We start from the raw sequence: 20,794 nt of genomic DNA, 5'->3' as shown, positions 1-20,794 counted from the left end.
GTGTTGGTGTAAAAACCCGTAGGCCTGATAAGCGCAGCGCCATCAGGCAGAACGGAGCAGATTGCCGGATGGTGGCGTAAACGCCTTATCCGGCCTACGAACATTGGGGGAACATCGTTTATCCGCACACATCACAGGCCGGATTGCGCATCAGCTTCATTTCTCTGAACTGGCAGGTCATGGCGTCGTACATCACGATTTTTCCTGCCGCAGGCGTCCCGTAATGGGCCAGCACTTTGATGGCTTCCATCGCCTGAAGTGAGCCAATCACCCCCACTAACGGCGACATCACGCCCGCTTCAACGCAGGTGAGGGCGTTTTCGCCAAACAGCCGGCTCAGACAGCGGTAGCAAGGCTCACCATCCTGCCAGGTAAAGACGCTGATTTGCCCTTCCATGCGAATTGCCGCGCCGGAGACTAACGGCGTTTTATGCTGGAAACAGGCCACGTTAAGCTGATTACGAATCGTCACGTTATCGGTGCAATCGAGCACTAAATCATGCTCTGCAACCAGCGCCGCAAGTGCAGCTTCGTCGAGCAGGGCGTTACGGGCGATAAGCGTGATGTGCGGGTTAATACGCGCTAACGCATCACGGGCGGAATCCACCTTCGGCTGCCCAATGGTGGCATCGCTGTGCAGCGTTTGGCGCTGGAGATTCGACAGTGAAACAGTATCAAAGTCGAGCAGCGTAAGCTGCCCAACGCCTGCCGCAGCCAGATATTGCCCCGCCGCACAGCCCAAACCGCCCAGCCCGACCATCAGCACGCGAGACGCTTTCAGCCGTTCCTGACCGTCGAAATCAAACCCGCGCAGGATGATTTGCCGGTTATAGCGCAGCATCTCGGCATCGCTTAACTCGGCGGCCATTACAGGCCACCCAGCAAATGGTTGAACGGCTCCACTTCCACCCATTCACCGGCTTCGACGTGACCGCGCTCGCGCTCCAGCACGATAAAACAGTTACCCTGGCTAAAGGAGCTGAAAATATGCGAACCCTGATGCCCAGTACTGGAAACCGTCAGATTGCCGTCGGCATCGCGCGAAAGCAGGCCGCGCTGGAAATCAAGACGCCCTGGAGATTTTTTCAGTTTGTCGGTGGTGCGCGCTCGCAGACGCGGCGCCTGGGTGTCGTGGGTGCTGGCGCTCAGTTTTGCCAGCAGCGGCTGCACCAGTTGATAGAAGGTTAGCGCCGCAGACACCGGGTTACCCGGCAGGCCGCAGAACCAGCTATGGCTAAGTTTGCCGAATGCGAACGGTTTGCCCGGCTTAATCGCCAGCTTCCAGAAGCCAATTTCACCCAGCTCGTCGAGAATCGTTTTGGTGTAGTCAGCTTCACCGACAGACACGCCGCCGGAGCTAATCACGACATCGGCTAACTGGTCGGCTTTAATAAAGGTCTGGCGCAGTTGCTCTGGGTCATCGCGAACAATCCCGAGGTTAATCACCTCGCAGCCCAACTGCTCAAGCATCAGATGCACCGCCAGGCGGTTAGTATCGTAAATTTGTCCATCGCCCAGCGGCTGGCCCGGCAGTTGCAGCTCATCGCCGGTAGAGAACAGCGCCACGCGGATTTTGCGCACCACGGCCACTTCGGCAATACCAAGAGATGCCAGCACCGGCAGTTCGGCGACGGTGAGGCGCGTCCCCGCCGGGAATACTACCGCGCCGTTGGCGATGTCTTCACCGCGACGGCGAATATTTTGCCCCGGCTTAACTGTGGCGGTGAAACGAATACCGGCGGCGGTTTCCTCGGTTTCTTCCTGCATCACCACCGCATCGCATCCCACAGGAACCGGCGCACCGGTCATAATCCGTACACAGGTTCCTGCTGGCCATTCACCGTGGAATGGCTGTCCGGCAAACGCCTTACCCGCCACGCCCAGCGGCGTATTGGCGGCCAGGTCGGCTAAACGTACCGCGTAGCCATCCATTGCCGAGTTATCAAAACCCGGAACATCCAACGGAGAGACAATATCGCTTGCGCTAATGCGACCAAATGCCTGCAATAGCGGCACTGACTCGCTCTCTTGCAGCGGGGTGATTTGATCAAGCATCTGCGTCAGTGCGGTATCAAGCGGTATCAATCCAGCGGTAAAATCCATGAGTTACTCCTGCGGGAAACATTCGAATCCGCCCATTATGGCAGAAAAGCCCCGCAGACTGTATGCCACCTGTGGTGTAGCGAGGCCGATACCAGGGCAATTTTAGCGATTCTGGCTATACATCACCGTAGGCTATTTCTATATTCGAAATTGATATAGGCGCAATGCCACTATAATGATATCTATAGAGAAAATGAGGTAAGGAAACACTTAATGGGCAAGGCTGTTATTGCGATTCACGGCGGCGCGGGGGCGATCAGTCGTCGCCATCTTTGTGCCGAAAAAGAACGCGAATATGTCACTGCGCTTTCCGAGATTGTCGAAAGCGTGCAAGGAATGCTGGCCTCCGGTGCTAGCGCGCTGGATGCGGTTACCGAAGCGGTGCGCCAGCTTGAGGAGTGCCCGCTGTTTAACGCCGGAATTGGCTCGGTGTTTACCGCTGACGAAACCCACGAGCTGGACGCGTGTGTGATGGATGGGTATTCACTCCAGGCGGGCGCGGTGGCGGGGGTAAAACATCTGCGTAATCCGGTGCTGGCGGCAAGGCTGGTGTTGGAGCGCAGCCCACACGTCCTGCTGATTGGCGAAGGGGCGGAGAAATTTGCCCACGCCGAAGGGATGGCGCGAGTGGAAAACACGCTCTTTTCCACCGACGAACGTTATCAGCAACTGCAACAGGCGCGTGAGAACGGCGAGTTTATTCTCGACCACAACGCTCCGCCGCTTGATGAACAGCAGAAAATGGGCACGGTAGGCGCGGTGGCGCTGGATGTGAACGGCAACCTGGCCGCCGCGACCTCGACCGGTGGGATGACCAACAAACTTCCGGGCCGTGTGGGCGATAGCCCGTTGGTGGGCGCTGGCTGTTATGCCAATAACGCCAGCGTAGCGGTGTCCTGCACGGGCACTGGCGAAGTGTTTATGCGCACGCTGGCGGCCTACGATATCGCGGCATTAATGGAGTACGGCAACCTGAGTCTGCTGGAAGCCTGCGAGCGCGTGGTAATGGAAAAACTGCCCGCGTTAGGCGGCAGCGGCGGGGCGATTGCTATCGATCGCGAAGGTAACGTGGTGCTGCCGTTTAACAGTGAAGGGATGTATCGCGCCTGGGCTTATGCCGGTGATACGCCCACTATCGGGATTTATCGGGAATAAAAAGGAGCCGCCGTGCCGCATTGCGCAGAACTTGATGCCTCGCAGGTGCTGAGCGTTCAGAACCTGAACGTGGCATTTCGCCAGGACTTGCAAACCGTTCGCGCGGTCCATCAGCTCTCTTTCCACCTTAACCGTGGCGAGACGTTGGCGATTGTGGGGGAGTCCGGTTCGGGGAAGTCGGTGACGGCGCTGGCATTGATGCGGCTGCTTGAACAGTCGCCAGACTTGCTAAGCTGTGATTCGATGCTGCTACGGCGGCGCAATCGTGAGGTTATCGAGCTACAAGAGCAGACGTCCGCGCAGATGCGTGGTGTGCGCGGTGCGGATATCGCGATGATATTCCAGGAGCCGATGACCTCGCTCAACCCGGTGTTTACCATCGGCGAGCAGATTGCGGAGTCTATCCGTTTGCACCAGGGCTTAGGGCGGGAAGAGGCGCTCGGCGAAGCCAAAAAAATGCTCGATACCGTGCGTATTCCGGAAGCGCAAACCATGCTTTCGCGCTACCCGCATCAGCTCTCCGGCGGGATGCGCCAGCGCGTGATGATAGCGATGGCGTTGTCGTGCCGTCCGGCGGTGTTGATTGCCGACGAGCCAACGACGGCGCTGGATGTGACTATCCAGGCGCAAATTCTGCAACTGATTGATGTCTTACAAAAAGAGATGTCGATGGGGGTGATTTTCATCACTCACGATATGGGCGTGGTGGCGGAAGTTGCCGATCGCGTGCTGGTGATGCATCAAGGTGAGGCGGTTGAAACCGGCCGCGTTGAGGCGATTTTTCGCGCCCCGCAGCATCCCTATTCCCAACGTTTGCTGGCGGCAGTCCCCCGTCTTGGGGCGATGCGCGGCAGCGATTATCCCAAAAGTTTCCCCGACCTGAGCGCGCTCAATATCGAACCCCGACCGCAGAACACCGTTGCTGAAGGCTCGCCCATTCTGGAAGTGCGCAACCTGGTGGCGCGTTTCCCGCTGCGCGGCGGCCTGCTAAACCGCGTAACCCGCGAAGTTCACGCGGTGGAAAACGTCAGTTTTGATCTGTGGCCAGGAGAAACGCTGTCGCTGGTGGGGGAGTCCGGCTGCGGTAAATCGACCACCGGGCGCGCGTTGCTGCGGCTGGTTGAATCGCAGAGCGGCACGATCACGTTTCAGGGCCAGCGCATTGACACGCTTTCAGACAGCCAGCTTCAACCGCTGCGCCGCGATATTCAGTTTATTTTTCAAGACCCTTACGCCTCGCTCGACCCGCGCCACACGGTGGGTTACTCGATTATGGAGCCACTGCGCATTCATGGTGTGTTGCAGGGCGAGGCGCTACAACAGCGGGTTGAATGGCTATTGCAGCGCGTAGGCCTACTGCCGGAACATGCCTGGCGTTATCCGCACGAGTTTTCCGGCGGCCAGCGGCAGCGTGTTTGCATCGCCCGCGCGCTGGCGCTGGAGCCGAAAGTGGTGATTGCCGATGAGTCTGTCTCGGCGCTGGATGTCTCTATCCGGGCGCAAATCATCAACTTATTGCTGTCGCTTCAGCGTGAAATGGGCATCGCGTTTCTGTTTATTTCGCATGATATGGCGGTGGTCGAGCGCATTAGCCACCGTGTGGCGGTGATGTACCGTGGGCGCATTGTTGAAATTGGCCCACGCCGCGCGGTGTTTGAAAACCCGCAGCATCCGTATACCCGCAAGCTACTTTCTGCCGTACCGGTGGCTGACCCAATGCATCGGCGTGCGCAGCGTGTACTGCTGTCGGATGAACTGCCGGGGAATATTTATAAACGGGGTGAAGAAGTGGAGCAGGTCAGTTTACAGCAGGTTTCGCCAGGGCATTTTGTGGCGCGAGAACCGATGAGCAGTGCGCTGACTAATCGATAATAAAATGACAGGCAGGGGACAACATGACACAACACGTATCACGTAAATGGCTGATGGCTTTGGGCGTTGCGTCCGCGTTGGCTGCATCTCCCACGTTCGCGGCGAAAGATGTGGTGGTGGCCGTAGGTTCTAACTTCACGACGCTTGACCCTTATGACGCCAACGATACGTTGTCGCAGGCGGTGGCGAAATCGTTCTATCAAGGGTTGTTTGGCCTTGATAAAGAGATGAAGCTCAAAAACGTGCTGGCAGAAAGCTACACCGTTTCTGACGACGGCAAGGTGTATACCCTTAAGCTGCGTCAGGGAGTGAAATTCCAGGATGGTACGGATTTCAACGCCGAAGCGGTGAAAGTGAACCTTGACCGCGCCAGCAATCCAGAAAGTCACCTCAAACGCTACAACTTGTACAAAAATATCGATAAGACCGAAGCGGTGGACGCCAGCACGGTAAAAATCACCCTCAAACAGCCATTCTCGGCGTTTATCAATATTCTTGCCCATCCCGCGACGGCGATGATTTCCCCTGCGGCGCTGAAAAAATACGGCAATGAAATTGGCTTCCATCCGGTGGGGACGGGGCCGTATCAACTGACAACCTGGAACCAGACTGACTTTGTGAAAGTGAGCAAGTTTGCTGGTTACTGGCAGGCTGGGTTGCCGAAACTGGACACTATCACCTGGCGTCCGGTGGTGGATAACAACACCCGTGCGGCGATGTTACAAACCGGTGAAGCGCAGTTTGCGTTCCCCATCCCTTACGAGCAGGCGGCACGGCTGGCGAAAAATAGCCAGCTTGAGCTGGTGGCTAGCCCGTCAATCATGCAGCGCTATATCAGCATGAACGTGACGCAAAAACCGTTCGATAATCCGAAAGTACGCGAAGCCATTAACTACGCTATTAACCGCCAGGCGCTGGTGAAAGTGGCATTTTCCGGTTATGCGACCCCGGCAACTGGCGTTGTGCCGCCCTCTATTGCTTACTCTCAGCAGTACACGCCGTGGCCGTATGACCCGGCAAAAGCGCGTGAATTGCTGAAAGAGGCTGGCTACCCGAACGGCTTTAACACAACACTGTGGTCATCGCACAACCACAGTACCGCGCAGAAAGTGTTGCAGTTTACTCAGCAGCAGTTGGCGCAAATTGGCATTAAAGTGCAGGTCACGGCGATGGATGCCGGGCAGCGCGCGGCTGAGGTTGAAGGCAAAGGGCAAAAAGAGAGCGGCGTAAGAATGTTCTACACCGGTTGGTCGGCCTCGACCGGTGAGGCTGACTGGGCGCTGTCGCCCCTGTTTGCCTCTTCTAACTGGCCGCCAACGCAGTTTAACACCGCGTTTTACAGCAATCCGCAGGTGGACACAGACCTAACGACCGCGCTACAAACGACCGATAATGCAGAAAAAGCGCGGCTGTACAAAGAGGCGCAGGACATTGTCTGGAAAGAGTCTCCGTGGATACCTCTGGTGGTGGAGAAACTGGTGTCGGCGCACAGTAAGTCATTGTCTGGTTTCTATATTATGCCGGACACGGGCTTTAGCTTTGACGATGCGGATTTGCAGTAAGCGATGTTTCCCTGCTTCATGATGGAGCAGGGAGCCAACGGCAAGGAGAGTCATGCTCAACTATGTCATTAAACGCCTGTTCGGCCTGATCCCCACGCTGTTTATTGTGGCGGTGCTGGTGTTTCTGTTTGTCCATATGCTGCCTGGCGATCCGGCGCGACTGATTGCCGGGCCGGAAGCGGACGCTGAAGTTATCGCGATGGTGCGCCAACAGTTGGAGCTGGATCAGCCGCTGTACGTACAGTTTTGGCACTATATCAGCCATGCGGTGCAGGGCGATTTTGGCACGTCGATGGTGTCGCGCCGCCCTGTGTCAACGGAGATTGCCAGCCGCTTCCTGCCGACGCTATGGCTAACGCTGACCAGTATGGGATGGGCGGTGGTGTTCGGCATGGCGGCCGGTATTGCCGCCGCCGTGTGGCGTAACCGCTGGCCGGATCGCGTCGGCATGGCGCTGGCGGTGACAGGCATCTCTTTCCCCGCGTTCGCCCTGGGGATGCTGCTGATGCAGATTTTCTCCGTCGAGCTGGGCTGGTTGCCGACCGTCGGGGCCGATAGCTGGCAGCACTATATTTTGCCGTCGTTAACCCTGGGCGCGGCTGTGGCTTCGGTGATGGCGCGTTTTACCCGCGCCTCATTTGTCGATGTGCTCAACGAAGACTACATGCGTACCGCCCGCGCCAAAGGCGTTAGCGAGAAAGTGGTGGTGCTCAAACATGGGCTGCGCAATGCGATGATCCCCGTGGTCACCATGATGGGGCTACAGTTTGGCTTCTTGCTTGGCGGCTCCATTGTGGTTGAAAAAGTCTTTAACTGGCCGGGGTTGGGGCGGCTGTTGGTCGATTCAGTGGAGATGCGCGACTATCCGGTGATTCAGGCCGAAGTGCTGCTGTTTTCACTGGAGTTTATTCTCATCAACTTAGTGGTGGATGTGCTGTACGCCGCCATTAACCCGGCTATCAGGTACAAATAACGTGCGATTATTTAACTGGCGTCGCCAGGCGCTCTTGAATGCCATGCCGACGGTGCTAAGTGGGCAACAGCGCACGCCGTGGCGAGAGTTCTGGCGGCGTTTTCGCCAGCAACCGGTCGCTATGGCATCGGGGATTTTTGTGCTGGTGCTGATTATCGTCGCGGTGTTAGCGCCGTGGATTGCGCCCTTCGATGCGGAAAACTATTTCGATTATGACCGGCTTAACGAAGGGCCGTCGTTGATGCACTGGTTCGGCGTGGACTCGATGGGGCGCGATATCTTCAGCCGTGTGCTGGTCGGCGCGCAAATTTCCCTGACCGCAGGGGTATTCGCGGTACTGATAGGTACGCTGATTGGCACGGTGCTCGGCCTGCTGGCGGGGTACTACGAAGGCGGGTGGGATCGCACTATTATGCGCATTTGCGATGTGCTGTTTGCGTTCCCCGGCATTCTGCTGGCCATTGCGGTGGTGGCGGTGATGGGCAGCGGTATGACCAACGTGATTATTGCGGTGGCGATTTTCTCCGTACCGGCGTTCGCCCGTCTGGTGCGCGGCAATACCCTGGTACTCAAACGGCAGACGTTTATCGAGTCGGCGCGCAGTATCGGCGCGAGCGATAGGGTTATCCTGTTTCAGCATATTTTGCCCGGCACGGTATCGTCGATTGTGGTCTATTTCACTATGCGTATTGGCGTGTCGATTATTTCTGCCGCCAGCCTGTCGTTCCTCGGTCTGGGTGCGCAGCCGCCAACGCCTGAATGGGGCGCGATGCTTAATGAGGCGCGCGCCGATATGGTGATTGCACCGCATGTCGCCGTGTTCCCGGCGTTGGCGATTTTCCTGACGGTGCTGGCGTTTAACCTGTTGGGCGATGGCCTGCGCGATGCGCTGGATCCGAAACTGAAAGGGTAGAGAATGCAAAACGTTGCCCACCACATGGGTGGGCAACGGTGGTACACGATAAGCGATGATTATTTGAATTTAACCGGATTATCGCGATATGCCTTCAGCTTTGCGCGCATCCAGCGGCTGCTGTTACGGTTGACAGCGCTGACTACGCCAGTGGTTGCGCCACCACCAACCTGCACATGGAAAATGCCGCGAGACGGGAAATCACCATATTTTGGCTGGGTGAAATCCCATTGATGACGGCTGAACAATTCTTGCGCGTTATGCCCCATCATCGACGCGTGTGCATCGAGGAATTCCGTTTCAAGCAGACGACGGTTAATCGCCGATACTGAGCTACTGATTTCAGGATGCCCCATCAGATAACTCCCGCCAGTCCCCCAGAATTGCTCATCCAATTCGCCCACTTCTTCGCTCACCGTCGCCAGGCGGCTTGCGGGCATCTGCCACGGCAACACTGGCTGGCGTAAGTGGCGGCTCAGCGATGCGCAGAAATCGAAGGTGCGATCCCATTCATAAGGGGTATAACAGTAACCATTTTTATAGGCGCGTGAAGTAAAATCATCGGCTTCGTAGCGGTCTACAGCCATAAAATCAGCGCCTTTTGCCACGGCTTTGCTGCCATCCTGACGGGTAAATTCGGTGTCCTCAAATACGCCGACTAACAGCGCATATTGTGCACAAAGTTTACCGGCCAGCTCAGGGGTCATCAGCATTTTCTTCTTGGTGCCACTGATTGGATCAAAAACATCATCGTAGGAAAAATCGTTGTAAACCCACTGAGAACCACCCACGCTCCACAGGTTCAACTGCCAGCCGAGCGAAACATCCGGTGCTACCGCGCGAACCAGCCAGTTGACACCTTTGATATAGCCTTTGAGGGTGTCGGTAATCGCCATTGGCACTGCGATATTCACCCCGTGATGGGCGAGTGCCTCGGAAAGCGGTTGACGAACTGGGATCGGTTTATCCGGTGATAAGCCGTATTTCTGGCATTCGCCGAGATAGTCCGGGTTGACGATAAAGCCAGCCGGTACGGGATGCGCCTCGTCTTTCATTGATTGCGCGATTTGCAATGCTTGTATGAAGTTCGCGAAGCTAAATTGATGTCGGACTGGGTTGGCGATGATATTTTCTACATCTCCCAAAGAGAGGTTACAGGTGTAGGAAATCATCACCGGTAATACCGCTTCCTGGGTTTTGGTCGAGACGTCTCGCGCCATTTGGATAATCTTTGCCGTTGGCTCTTTAGCCGGGTCAAGGTAGCCAGATGCATCGCCCATACCGTCATCACCTGAGTATTTAAAGACGGAGGAAACACGTGCTTCAGCTAAGTCGTCCGGGTTACTTGGCGACATGTCGGCACAGCCACCGAAGCTCAGGAAATCTGGGAAGCCTTTAACATTCAGGTTTGCCCCTTCGCTTACGTTAATCGCCAGTGTTATTGGCGCACTGTTGTTGACGTGCAGAATTTCCGGGGTGGCATCGATATAGTGCACCACACCGTCACAAATAACGGAGCCAGAGACGATTTGATAAACGCCCTGCGCCAGCATCACCGTTTGCGCATGGTGGCCGGACTGCATTGGCAAACCGGTGAAAAGGTACTGACGGTTGTCATCGCCAATCAGGCGTAAATCGAATTGTGCCGCCACCTTTTTGTCCGCAGTAATGTTGATAGCCAGCTCAGCGGAGCCGGTTTGGCTATCATTGCGCTGCTGAATTTTCGTCGCAGAAAACGTCACTGTGTGGATTTGGTTATCCAGCGCGCCGTTTGCCGCCGTAAACAGGTAGCGAGTGTTATTCAGTCTGATATCTTTAACACGTACCGCGTACTGGCCGCTGACCGGCAGATTCTCCAGTCTCGTTTGGTCGCCCGATTTCATCGCCAGTGACTGTTTTTCAACACCATTTTCCAGATAAATCACTTCCAAAACTTCCCCGTGCAGCGGGTGGGTGTTCGGTAAATCAATCGCGATATCCAGCGTTGTGCTGCGCTCCGCTTTGGCGAAGGTGATATTAAGCTGGGTGCGCTTCGCGGTGTTAATCGTGACTTCTGCCGTGCTTAGCTGTACGCCAGCACGAATAGTGCCAGCGGCTGTCCGCAATTCAGCAATGGTCGCGCTGTACGTTCCCGCCGCGACCGCAAAGATATTCATGCCTGCTTTGAGTGGCAGAATATCTTTTTTGTCGCCACGCACCAGTACCAGTTCAAGCGGCGCGTTTTCCAGCCCTGCGGGTAATCGCGGGCAATTCACCTCTAATTCACCCATCACGTTGGTTTCTTCGTCAGCGGCGATGCTAAAGGTGTTGCTAAAGGTTGACCATTTCGGTGCTGTATCAGAAGCGACATTCACCCCCATGTGAATTTGGGCCACCGCGTTACCTATTGCGTTGCCATCGGCAGCTTTAATGGTGAGTTTAATATCATGAACCCCACCGGCAATTTCGTTCGACTCCAGATCTATTTTGAGTTCACGCCACGGGTTGGTTGATACAGTAATATCACCTTCCGTTATTTTTCCCGGCGCGGTAAAGGTCAGCACCATTTTTTCTTTTACATCGATGTTGCCACCCGTTTTGGATTTAAAATGGGTAATATCCGCTGTCGGATACCAAACGTCATTGCTGAACTGAATTGTGTAGTCTAATTGCATTTTTCATTCCTTTTAAAATGTTATTATTTAAATATTGAGCGATGAAGCATCTGAACCAGAGAATCTTTTTTCTCGTTACAGGGTTCATTCAGCGTTTGCGCCGTTAATGTTATAAGCGACGAAAAAGAAAAATGCAGCAGCGGGGCTAAAGAGATGAGGTGGCGTGATTTAATGTTATCTTGAGTGTTTTTGTTTTCTGATATATCGCAAGAAAGAAAGGCTGTAATGATAAAGGTAAGCGGTAGAATGATGCCTGATGAGGTGTACTATTACGCCGCTGTGCCTTCATTTCCTCGTTTAAATCCCGAGATTATTGGGGGGCGGGCAATGGCGGTAAAAAAATGGAGCCAATACTGGGGACGTATCGGCTCCGTAGGGGTTAAGCGATGTGCTCGCTCGCGGCCTGATTTTCCTCATGAAGATACTGTTTATCCAGCACCTTCACAAAGGGGATATAAATCATCGTGGCAATCACGAGATTAACCGCTTGTAAAATAACACCAGAGATGCCGGTTGTCAGAAATCCTGACATAAATATAGGCGTGGTCCAGGGGATCGCAATTCCTGAGGTTGGGGGAACCCAGCCTAACGCAATGACAATATACGTAAACGTACATAACACCATCGGTGTAATCAGGAAAGGAATCAACATTAGCGGGTTTAACACAATAGGCAGACCAAAAATAATCGGCTCGTTGATGTTAAATATCGCCGCAGGGGCAGCCAGTTTCGACAGTTGTTTCAACCGAGTGCTTTTCGCCACCATAAAAATGCTGATAAGCAGTGCGCCAGTAAATCCAGTCCCCCCGGCAATTAAATAAACGTCTCTAAATTGCTGAGTGATAATATTGGTTGCCGCCAAACCCGCCTGTGTTTGCGCCAGGTTTTGTGCACTGAGCGTATACCAAATAGGCCCCATGACAGAAGAGACAATAGAGTCGCCATGAATACCAAAAAACCAGAACAGGCTAATCATCATCTCGGCGATCAATTGCGAGAAGATAGAATTGCCCAAATGGAGCATCGGTTCTTGTAACATGACGCTAATAAAATTACCCGGTGTACCAAAACGAGTGGACTCGAATAATACCTTAACACCTATCCAAAAGAGTAATACCAGCAGGATCGGCACTAAAGATTTAAAGGATTTAGCAATCTCGCTCGGTACACTGTCGGGTAGCTTAATGGTAAAACTTCTATTCTCCAGAAATTGGCTCAACTTGATGGTGACAACGGTGATAATGATGCCTAAGAACATCGATTGTGAGCTAAAATCGAGCAACGCGTAGGCTGATGAGACTATTTCCCCCGACTCGGTGGTGATGCGCCCCGGCGCCATTAAGAAAAATATCGCTACCGGCAGAATGGCGGTACTTTGGCTTAGCTGCATTTTCTCAACCAGCTCTTTTGAAAACGTTACAATCACTAATAACGTCATTAAACCGTAGCTGGCATCAATACCATAATTCAGCTTCTCTAACGTCCCTTTACCTAAAAGGGACGTCATCAATTCGCTGTAGCCATTGATGGGAAAGTTGGTCAGTAAAAGGAAAAAAGAACCAACAATCAAAAATGGCATTAAAGAGATAAAGGCATTTTTCAATGCAGAGAGATAAATGTTAGACGATATTTTTTCGGCTAATGGTAACATCCTTTGTTCAAGTATCGAGGTTATGCTCATTGCCAGTTATCCTTGTAGAGAATCGGTAATGTAATAGTTAACCTGAGGGAATTGTTTAAGGTATATCGCTGGAATATGGGTATGGTGCGGGTCGCCGTGAGCAATTTCCTGGTAGATACTTTTTTTCTCTTCGCTGTTGATAATGACCACCACTTTCCTGGCTTTGATTATCTTGTTCAAGCCGACGGTAATACCTTCTGATAACGAAACATCGCCGGAGAAGTATTTATTGCTGGCAACCTTGATAGTCACCTCATCCAGTTTGGTTTGCAGATAATCGGCGTCAAACGGCACGCCCGGCTCATTTAAACCAATGTGCCCATTCATGCCGACGCCCAGAATGACATAGTCAAATTCCATGCCCTCAAGTGCTGACTGATAGATGTCGATATTTTGCTCTGTGGTGGCGAAAGGGTCGAAATGAACCAGGCGCACAGGATTTTGGCATTTATGTACAAAATCGGCATTAATCATGCTCAGGCAACTGCCATCTAATTCACTCGGCACATTTACCCATTCATCAAGGGCAAAAAAAGTTAAGTTTTTAGTAATATCGGTCGCGGCTAGCGCATTATATACCCAACGTGGCGTGCTACCTGAAGGGATTAATACGCGCGAATGTGGCTCCAACGCGGATAGCTCAGCAACAATTTGTTTGGCAAGAGCATCGTTATCTTGAAATGAGATCTTATTCATTGATCTTTCTCGCTATTAAAGTGATTCAATTGTTTTTGCAAACAGCGGCAAATACTGTTTGTTCGCTTTTAACATTTCTTTGACGAGTTCGACGCCGTTATTGTCGCTTGAACATAATGGGTTAAAGACAAAGGCAGAAATAAGTTTTTGATAATCACCGGTTGCCGCTGCTGTCACAACTTGGGTTTCGTAATCTTTCATCATTGAGACAATGCCTTTGGCTGGTGATGGAATTTCACCGGTACAAATTGGCATTGGGCCATTTTTCGTCAACACACAGTTGACTTCAACCACCACATCCGCCGGTAAATTGGTGATGGCGCCATTATTGAGCACGTTGACGGTCTGAATACTTTTATCGTCCAGATAGATAGCTCTGATGACGTTCAGTGCCGCAGTGGAATAGAGCGCACCGCCTCGGGCGTCAAGCTCTTTGGGTTTCTCTGCCAGATTTTCATCGCGATATTTTTTAAATAATTCAGTTTCAATATTTTTAACGATTTCACCGCGTGATAGCTCAGCCGCATTTTGCTCGGCAAGCAGTTCATCCGTTTTAATATAATATTTTAAATAAGACGATGGGATGAGATTAGTTGCTGATAACAGCTCTTTGTTGAATTGCTCGTTATTTACATTTTTAAAGCCCAATTCATCAACGTCTGATGCATTCATTATATTGATGACTTCATGCATACGATCTTCACCATGACACAGAATCCTGGTGATAAAGTTCATGTGGTTAGAGCCTTTGAACTCAACGTACAGATCTTCAACGTTAACGTTCAGCAAAGAAGCCACTTTGTGGGTCATATTGATTGGGCCATTGCACAGGCCGATAACCCGTTGGTTATTGCTGTATTTGAGTACCGCTTCAGTAACCATGGACGCCGGGTTAGTGAAGTTAACTAACCATGCATTCGGGCAGATTTCCTTCATCTGGTTAGCGATTTCAATGATAACGGGGATAGTGCGCAGCGCTTTGAACATGCCGCCTGCGCCGTTGGTTTCCTGGCCGATAAAACCGTAGGACTTCGGAAGGCTTTCATCAATGATGCGTGCGTCAATTCCACCGACGCGTAGCTGGGTCACGACAAAGTCTGCATCCTGCAATGCGGACTGGCGATCCAACGTTTGTGTTACCTGAATAGGTAAGCCCGCTTTTGCCAGCATTCGTTGGGTCAACTGGAAAATGATATTCATTTTCTCTTTACCCATTTCAACATCAACAAAGGCAATGTGAGAAATAGGCAGTTGAGCGTGGTTTTTAATCACGCCATCAATTAATTCTGGGGTATAGCTACTACCGGCACCGATAACAACCAATTTGACTTTGTTCATTAATCTTCTTCCTTAGAATTAAACTTCAACGACACTTTCCGAACGTTGGATAAATGGAAAAGCATAATATCGACGATGGCTACCTGCATTGAGAAACTAATATTTTCAAATGCACTGTCCTTAATAATGGCGTTTTTGTAAAGCAAAGCGACATCCGCCTGCCGCTCCAGCGTTGAATTATGTCGGCTGGTTATTGCTGCAACTTTTACGCCATACTTTTTGGCGTTTCTAATAATTTCTTCTAACATCTCAGACTCACCGCTATTTGAAACAATGAGCAGGCAGTCAGTATGAGCTAAAAAGCGGCTTCGTACATTACAATTGGTATAGTCTGTTTCATTGAAAACATTAAAACCTAAAACCATTAAGTTATAACTGATGTATTTAGCGACGCTGTCGGATGTCCCATAACCCCAAGTGATAATTGAATTGCAATTAGATAAGAAATTTATGAATTTTTTAACTTCGTCTTCAGAAACCTTGTTTAAGGAGTCTTGTATTTCCTGTATGTACTGGCTCGTAAATAAATTGTGATTCTGTGAGTTTTGCGACTTTGAGAACACATCCCGAATGTTGGCTTTAAATTCTTGATAACTGTTGAAGCCTAACTTTTTTACCAGTTTAGAAATTGACGGTGCGGTAGTGTATGCGCGCTCGGCAAGTTCATGAATTCTCATTTCGTAAACGTCAGAAGGATTCTCCTGACAAAATTTATAAATTCTCAGCTCATTGCTGGTTAAATCTTTGCGCATGGAAACTCCTGCGTAGATGCGGTGCGGGCACGACATCGGATTTAGGGGGAATTTTAGCAAGCGAATGCTGGAAATAGATTTTATGTTTTAGAAATTAATTTCCGTGATCTCGGTTATAAATTTCTAAGTGCGCGCTTTTCAAAGCGTGAAAGGGAGAGGCGAGAGGCGGATAAAGAGAGAGGCAGAAAGGGGGCGAGTTTGCCCCCTTACGCAAATTATGACCTGACAACCGGCTCCGCGATGGGCTGCGGTGTGGCGGGTCTGTCGGCTCTTGAATCTCGCAGCGTAAAGACGGCGAAAATAGTGAAGAACCCGGAAATCGCGCCAAGAATCAGATAGGTATCGGCAAAGCCGATGGTGTCATACAAATGGCCGGCAATCGGTGAGTAGACTGCCGTGGCAATCGAGGCGACAAACAGCACCAGCAGGTACACCGTCGATGACAGTTTGTTATCAAAGTTGGCGGAGATAAATTTAAACACCGACACCAGAATCAGCGGTTTTTCGATAGCGTGCATCATTTTTACTGCGGCAATCCACACAGGTCCGAGCGGGATGGCTGACCCTGCGATACGCAGCGACATTATCGCCCCCGCGATAACCAGTGCCCATTTTGCGCCAGTACGGTTAACGAACCACGGCATCAGGCACAGGAATAGTGTTTCACCGCACACCTGCACCGAGGCAAGCATCCCGTACCAGTGGTTGCCTTCCTCTTTGGTCGGGAATTGCATCGAGAAATATTGCGCGAACTGTTGATCGTAGGTGTCGTAGATTTGCGTCACAAACAGGGTGAAGATAAGCAGCATCCAGAACTGACTATTTTTGGCTAACTCCAGCGCGTGGATAACTTTCAGCGAGCTGGTTTTTTCTATCTCGGCGTTGGTCAGCTCGATTTTAGTCATCATAAAGCAAACGGCGGCGACGACAATCGCGCCGCTAGCCAGCCAAAACGAGAGGTTAGGGATTGAGTCGATATATTTACCGACAATCCACGCCGCTGCCGCCCAGCCTAACGACCCCCACATCCGCACGCGGCCATATTCAAAGTGGTAGCGGCGCGAGATTTTATCTATGTAAGAGTCGATAACGCCACAGCCAGAGTTGAAGATAACCCCGAGATACACGCCGCCTAACACCGCACCGAGCCAGAAGTTATGCACCAGCAATGGGGCGTAGACGTAGATAAAGAATGGGCCAACGGGCAATAACAGCGCGACGATTATCCAGATGAGCTGTTTTTTCAGGCCAAATTTGTCGGAGATAAAGCCAAAGAATGGCTGCATCAGCAGGGCGATAAAGGCGTTAACGGAATAGAGCAGCCCGGTTTGTGTTGCGCTGATGCCTAAGTGCTGCGTGGTCCAGATAACAAAAAACGCCATGGTTGCCGACCAGGCGAACAGGTAGAGAAAATCGAACATACTGAGCAGAATATAATTGCGCTTGCCGGGTAGTAGCATCGCCACATCCTCATCAAATATCAGGCCATCCCCTCGGTACACAACCACGGTCGTGTCCCCACTGAACCTTGTTTTGGTATGTTTCTTCTAAAAATGTCATACGTTAACAATTTCGTTTTCAATCTGACATCTGAACGCTATGGGGGAGCAATCCCCATAGCGGTTAATTGTGATTTATTTCACAACTGTGTGGTGGTTTTCGCGCTGATTAGCGATGGCGATCACTTAATCATTTTTTGAGAACGTATGACTTTTTAGCTTTTAGGCGTGAGTTGATCCGCCAGTGAACGGAGTTTCTCGGCAATGCTGAGCAGATCGGTTTGCGGGTTACGCAGTGGCCCCGCAGAATTACGCACCACCAGGCGGCTAGGCAGGATGGTTGAGGCGCGTAATGTTTGCGATGTTTCGTGGGGTTGCAGAAGCTGTTGAACAGCTATTTTCCCCTGTAAATCAAAGTCGATAGCGACAGTCGTTAGCGCCGGTTCAAAGAATGCGCTCTCGTAGGTATCGTCGTAACCGATCAGCGAAATATCCTGTGGGATTTTGCGTTTTTGCTGATGCAAAGCGCTCAGAGCACCCAGCGCCATCTGGTCGTTGGCAACCAGCAATGCGGTGGCCTGCGGGGTTTCGCGCAGCATTTGGAGCGTGGCCAAATAACCGCTTTGCGCATCCCACTGCCCGTAATGCACCGCCAGCGGCGTGATTTGGTAGGACGCCAGCGTGTCGCGCCAGGTATTCAGACGCAGACGGGCAGGGACGGAGTCTTCTGGGCCGGACAGCAGACAAAACTGGCGATGACCGAGATCGTACAAGTGCTTCACGCTGGCGCGCGCGCCCTCTGCCGGATTGAACGTCACGTTGAAAACCGAGCTATAAGGGTCAACGTCGAGGAACAGGCACAGCACATCCGGGTTTTCCGCGACCAGGTTTTCGGCGAGCGGTGTTTCCAGCGGCGCGTTGATGATAACGCGCTCAACGCGCTGCGATTTAAGTTCATTGATGGCGTTCTGAATGCTGCTGTCGCTGGCGTTATCAATCATTGAAATGAGCACCTGATAACCCAACTCACTGGCGTATTTCTTTACTGCCGCCGCGATTTGTGACGGCGCGTGTAGCGCTAAAGAGGTGGTGACTAGCCCCAGTGTTTTGCTCTCTTTGCCGACCAGTTGCTGCGCCACCCTATTCGGTACGTACTTCAGTTCCGCAATGGCCTGTTCGATTTTCTTGCGCGTTTTTGCCGAGACATTGGCTGAATTGTTCAACACGCGGGAGACAGTCTGATAAGAGACACCGGCGTGATGCGCGACATCCGCGAGAGTTGCTGCTTTGGTTTTCATACTCGCCCCATCAAAAATTTGCCTCAGTATACCCGAGCTATTGTCGTACGTGTCACTTAAGCGGAGCACGCATAGGCGACGGGTGGCGTTTAGCGCGATAAGCGGACAAAAACGCGTGAATGATCACATTTTTCACCGGCATAGGTTGCGGGGATCAGCGCTGTGCGCGTAGAACAGCGTTATTGTGAACGAATAACATTTTTTGTCTTTATGTGACATAAAGGAACCGACATGGACAAGCATCTGCCGTTAAATCCCCGCGCCCCCTGGCTACTGCATGGCGCAGATTACAATCCTGAGCAGTGGCTGCATGTGCCGGGGATCCTCGAAAAAGACATCGAAATGATGCAACAAGCGGGATGCAATATCATGTCGGTGGGGATATTTAGCTGGTCGGCGCTGGAGCCGTCAGAAGGGGAGTTCACCTTCGGCTGGATGGATACGGTGCTGGATAAACTCCACGCTGGCGGTATTTCGGTATTCCTCGCCACGCCCGGCGGCGCAAAACCCGCCTGGCTGGCGGCGCGTTATCCTGAAACATTACGCGTTAGCCCAGCGCGGGTACACGCGTTGCACGGCGGGCGTCATAACCACTGCCTTTCTTCTGCGGTCTACAAAGAAAAAGTCACGCTGATCAACCAGAAACTGGCGCAGCGCTACGCGCATCATCCTGCGGTGCTGGGCTGGCATATTAATAATGAATACGGCGGCGAATGCCATTGCGCGGGCTGCCAGCAGGCGTTTCGTCACTGGTTACAGGCACGTTATGAAACGCTGGATGCGCTGAATCACGCTTGGTGGGCCAGTTTTTGGAGCCACACCTACAGCGACTGGTCGCAGATTGAATCTCCTGCGCCGCAGGGCGAAACATCGAATCACGGGCTTAATTTGGACTGGCGACGTTTTGTGACGTCACAGGTGAAAGCATTTTATCTGACAGAAGCCGCTCCGCTGAAGGCCGAGCGCCCGGAGTTGCCTGCCACCACGAATTTCATGTGGTATTTCAATGATTATGATTACTGGCAGCTCAAAGATGTGGTGGATTTTGTCAGTTGGGACAGCTACCCGATGTGGCACAAACAGCAGGATGAGCGCGCGGTAGCCTGCAAAACGGCGATGTATCATGACCTGATGCGCACGCTTAAAGGGAAGCCGTTTGTGTTAATGGAGTCTTCGCCGGGGCAGACCTGCTGGCAGCCTACCAGCAAGCTGAAAAAACCGGGTATGCATATTCTCTCTTCGTTACAGGCCGTCGCCCACGGCGCGGATGCGGTGCAGTATTTCCAGTGGCGTAAAAGCCGTGGTGCGATTGAGAAGTTTCATGGCGCAGTGGTGGATCACGTCGGCCATCTTAATACGCGCACCGGGCGGGAAGTGACCCGACTTGGCGAGGTGCTGACGCAGCTTAGCCCGCTGGTGGGCAGCAAAACGCAGGCGCGGGTGGCGATTATTTTTGACTGGGAAAATCGCTGGGCGGTGAACGATGCCGCAGGCCCGCGTAACTGCGGTATTCACTATGAACAAACGGTGGTGGATCACTATCGGCCATTTTGGGAGCAGGGGATTGCCGTCGATATTATCAATGCCGACAGCGATTTATCCGCCTATCAACTGGTGATTGCACCAATGCTGTATATGGTGCGAGAGGGTTTTGCCGAGCGTGCGGAGGCGTTTGTTCGCGCGGGGGGCTATTTTGTCACAACCTATTGGTCGGGCATTGTTAATGAAACTGATTTATGCCATCTCGGTGGTTTTCCTGGCCCGTTAAGGCCGCTGCTGGGAGTCTGGGCGGAAGAGATTGATTGCCTGACCGATGAGCAAAGCAATGGTGTCGAGGCGTTGCCTGGCAGTGGGTTAAGCGGAAGTTGGCGCGCGCGTGAACTGTGTGAAGTGATTCACCCGGAGGGGGCAAGCGTGCTGGCGTGCTATACCGATGATTTTTATGCAGGTTACCCCGCGCTTACGCAAAATTGCGTGGGTAAAGGCAAGGCGTTTTATGTGGCTTCGCGCAACGACGATGCCTTCCATCAGGCCTTTACTGCCTGGCTTGTGAAGGATTTAGCCATTCCGCGTGCGCTTGAAACATCCCTGCCGCCCGGTGTTGTCACTACGCGGCGAACGGATGGCGAGCGCGAATGGGTATTTGTGCAGAACTATACCGATAACGCGCAGCAGGTGCTGTTGCCGGGAAGCTGGCTTAACGCAGTGTCCGGCGGTCGCGTTGAAGGCACTATTGAGTTGGCGGCGTGGGGATGCGAGGTGTTGGAAAGCGCCGTTTGAGTTTGACGTCAGGCGCTG

The 20,794-nt window shown here is 52.4% G+C and carries 15 protein-coding genes; 6 read left to right on the top strand and 9 right to left on the bottom strand.

The features are described from left to right. Window positions 1–118: 118 nt before the first annotated feature. Both moeB and moeA read right to left on the bottom strand, forming a co-directional pair. Window positions 119–868: a molybdopterin-synthase adenylyltransferase MoeB gene (gene moeB, locus AC6I4B_RS15460; protein ID WP_497766337.1), complete on the bottom strand. Its 750-nt coding sequence runs from the start codon at window positions 866–868 to the stop codon at window positions 119–121. Then, window positions 868–2,103, bottom strand: coding sequence for a molybdopterin molybdotransferase MoeA (gene moeA, locus AC6I4B_RS15455; RefSeq protein ID WP_497766336.1), 1,236 nt, complete (start codon window positions 2,101–2,103; stop codon window positions 868–870). The genes moeB and moeA overlap by 1 nt, the downstream gene beginning before the upstream one ends. A 213-nt stretch (window positions 2,104–2,316) precedes the next feature. Between moeA and iaaA the strand changes: the two genes are divergently transcribed. The 5 genes from iaaA to gsiD are packed head-to-tail and all read left to right on the top strand — an operon-like array spanning window position 2,317 to window position 8,578. Then, window positions 2,317–3,258 (top strand): beta-aspartyl-peptidase, encoded by a 942-nt coding sequence (iaaA, locus tag AC6I4B_RS15450; RefSeq protein ID WP_497766334.1) that lies wholly within the window; start codon window positions 2,317–2,319, stop codon window positions 3,256–3,258. A gap of 12 nt (window positions 3,259–3,270) precedes the next feature. After that, the gene (gsiA, locus tag AC6I4B_RS15445; RefSeq protein ID WP_497766333.1) at window positions 3,271–5,130 is read left to right on the top strand and encodes a glutathione ABC transporter ATP-binding protein GsiA; all 1,860 of its coding nucleotides are present in this window, start codon (window positions 3,271–3,273) and stop codon (window positions 5,128–5,130) included. A gap of 23 nt (window positions 5,131–5,153) precedes the next feature. Further along, window positions 5,154–6,692 carry a glutathione ABC transporter substrate-binding protein GsiB gene (gene gsiB, locus AC6I4B_RS15440; RefSeq protein WP_497766331.1) on the top strand — a complete coding sequence of 513 codons (1,539 nt, stop codon included), beginning with the start codon at window positions 5,154–5,156 and terminating at the stop codon, window positions 6,690–6,692. Between the two features lie 52 nt (window positions 6,693–6,744). Then, window positions 6,745–7,665: a glutathione ABC transporter permease GsiC gene (gene gsiC, locus AC6I4B_RS15435; RefSeq protein ID WP_497766329.1), complete on the top strand. Its 921-nt coding sequence runs from the start codon at window positions 6,745–6,747 to the stop codon at window positions 7,663–7,665. A gap of 1 nt (window position 7,666) precedes the next feature. After that, window positions 7,667–8,578 (top strand): glutathione ABC transporter permease GsiD, encoded by a 912-nt coding sequence (gene gsiD / locus AC6I4B_RS15430; protein ID WP_497766327.1) that lies wholly within the window; start codon window positions 7,667–7,669, stop codon window positions 8,576–8,578. Between the two features lie 59 nt (window positions 8,579–8,637). Here gsiD and AC6I4B_RS15425 read toward each other — a convergent pair whose 3' ends face one another. From AC6I4B_RS15425 to AC6I4B_RS15395, 7 genes are all read right to left on the bottom strand, one after another. Next, window positions 8,638–11,232 carry a hypothetical protein gene (locus AC6I4B_RS15425; protein WP_497766326.1) on the bottom strand — a complete coding sequence of 865 codons (2,595 nt, stop codon included), beginning with the start codon at window positions 11,230–11,232 and terminating at the stop codon, window positions 8,638–8,640. 379 nt (window positions 11,233–11,611) lie between these two features. After that, complete coding sequence (locus AC6I4B_RS15420; protein ID WP_497766324.1) at window positions 11,612–12,913, bottom strand: PTS sugar transporter subunit IIC; 1,302 nt, start codon at window positions 12,911–12,913, stop codon at window positions 11,612–11,614. 6 nt (window positions 12,914–12,919) lie between these two features. Next, complete coding sequence (locus tag AC6I4B_RS15415; protein WP_497766323.1) at window positions 12,920–13,609, bottom strand: 6-phosphogluconolactonase; 690 nt, start codon at window positions 13,607–13,609, stop codon at window positions 12,920–12,922. 15 nt (window positions 13,610–13,624) lie between these two features. Further along, window positions 13,625–14,947, bottom strand: a complete 1,323-nt coding sequence (locus tag AC6I4B_RS15410) for a 6-phospho-beta-glucosidase (protein WP_497766321.1) — start codon at window positions 14,945–14,947, stop codon at window positions 13,625–13,627. Beyond that, window positions 14,947–15,699: a MurR/RpiR family transcriptional regulator gene (locus AC6I4B_RS15405; RefSeq protein ID WP_497766319.1), complete on the bottom strand. Its 753-nt coding sequence runs from the start codon at window positions 15,697–15,699 to the stop codon at window positions 14,947–14,949. Before AC6I4B_RS15405 ends, AC6I4B_RS15410 begins: the two co-directional genes overlap by 1 nt. A 215-nt stretch (window positions 15,700–15,914) precedes the next feature. After that, window positions 15,915–17,159, bottom strand: a complete 1,245-nt coding sequence (locus tag AC6I4B_RS15400) for an oligosaccharide MFS transporter (RefSeq protein WP_497772195.1) — start codon at window positions 17,157–17,159, stop codon at window positions 15,915–15,917. A gap of 254 nt (window positions 17,160–17,413) precedes the next feature. Next, window positions 17,414–18,496 carry a LacI family DNA-binding transcriptional regulator gene (locus AC6I4B_RS15395; RefSeq protein WP_497766318.1) on the bottom strand — a complete coding sequence of 361 codons (1,083 nt, stop codon included), beginning with the start codon at window positions 18,494–18,496 and terminating at the stop codon, window positions 17,414–17,416. Window positions 18,497–18,727: 231 nt separating this feature from the next. On the opposite strand from AC6I4B_RS15395, the gene AC6I4B_RS15390 reads away from it, so the two are divergent. After that, window positions 18,728–20,776, top strand: coding sequence for a beta-galactosidase (locus AC6I4B_RS15390; RefSeq protein WP_497766316.1), 2,049 nt, complete (start codon window positions 18,728–18,730; stop codon window positions 20,774–20,776). Window positions 20,777–20,794: the final 18 nt, after the last annotated feature.

It is taken from the genome of Kluyvera fluvialis (assembly GCF_059725275.1).
Note: the sequence above shows the minus strand (reverse complement) of the source record. Positions and strands in the feature narration are given on the sequence as shown.

Bases quoted from the DNA above. Each gene is read 5' to 3' on its own strand.
- AC6I4B_RS15395 (WP_497766318.1), bottom strand. From the start codon at position 18,496: ATGAAAACCAAAGCAGCAACTCTCGCGGATGTCGCGCATCACGCCGGT.
- AC6I4B_RS15425 (WP_497766326.1), bottom strand. From the start codon at position 11,232: ATGCAATTAGACTACACAATTCAGTTCAGCAATGACGTTTGGTATCCG.
- gsiB (WP_497766331.1), top strand. From the start codon at position 5,154: ATGACACAACACGTATCACGTAAATGGCTGATGGCTTTGGGCGTTGCG.
- AC6I4B_RS15400 (WP_497772195.1), bottom strand. From the start codon at position 17,159: ATGCTACTACCCGGCAAGCGCAATTATATTCTGCTCAGTATGTTCGAT.
- AC6I4B_RS15390 (WP_497766316.1), top strand. From the start codon at position 18,728: ATGGACAAGCATCTGCCGTTAAATCCCCGCGCCCCCTGGCTACTGCAT.
- moeB (WP_497766337.1), bottom strand. From the start codon at position 868: ATGGCCGCCGAGTTAAGCGATGCCGAGATGCTGCGCTATAACCGGCAA.
- moeA (WP_497766336.1), bottom strand. From the start codon at position 2,103: ATGGATTTTACCGCTGGATTGATACCGCTTGATACCGCACTGACGCAG.
- iaaA (WP_497766334.1), top strand. From the start codon at position 2,317: ATGGGCAAGGCTGTTATTGCGATTCACGGCGGCGCGGGGGCGATCAGT.
- AC6I4B_RS15405 (WP_497766319.1), bottom strand. From the start codon at position 15,699: ATGCGCAAAGATTTAACCAGCAATGAGCTGAGAATTTATAAATTTTGT.
- AC6I4B_RS15415 (WP_497766323.1), bottom strand. From the start codon at position 13,609: ATGAATAAGATCTCATTTCAAGATAACGATGCTCTTGCCAAACAAATT.
- gsiC (WP_497766329.1), top strand. From the start codon at position 6,745: ATGCTCAACTATGTCATTAAACGCCTGTTCGGCCTGATCCCCACGCTG.
- AC6I4B_RS15420 (WP_497766324.1), bottom strand. From the start codon at position 12,913: ATGAGCATAACCTCGATACTTGAACAAAGGATGTTACCATTAGCCGAA.
- AC6I4B_RS15410 (WP_497766321.1), bottom strand. From the start codon at position 14,947: ATGAACAAAGTCAAATTGGTTGTTATCGGTGCCGGTAGTAGCTATACC.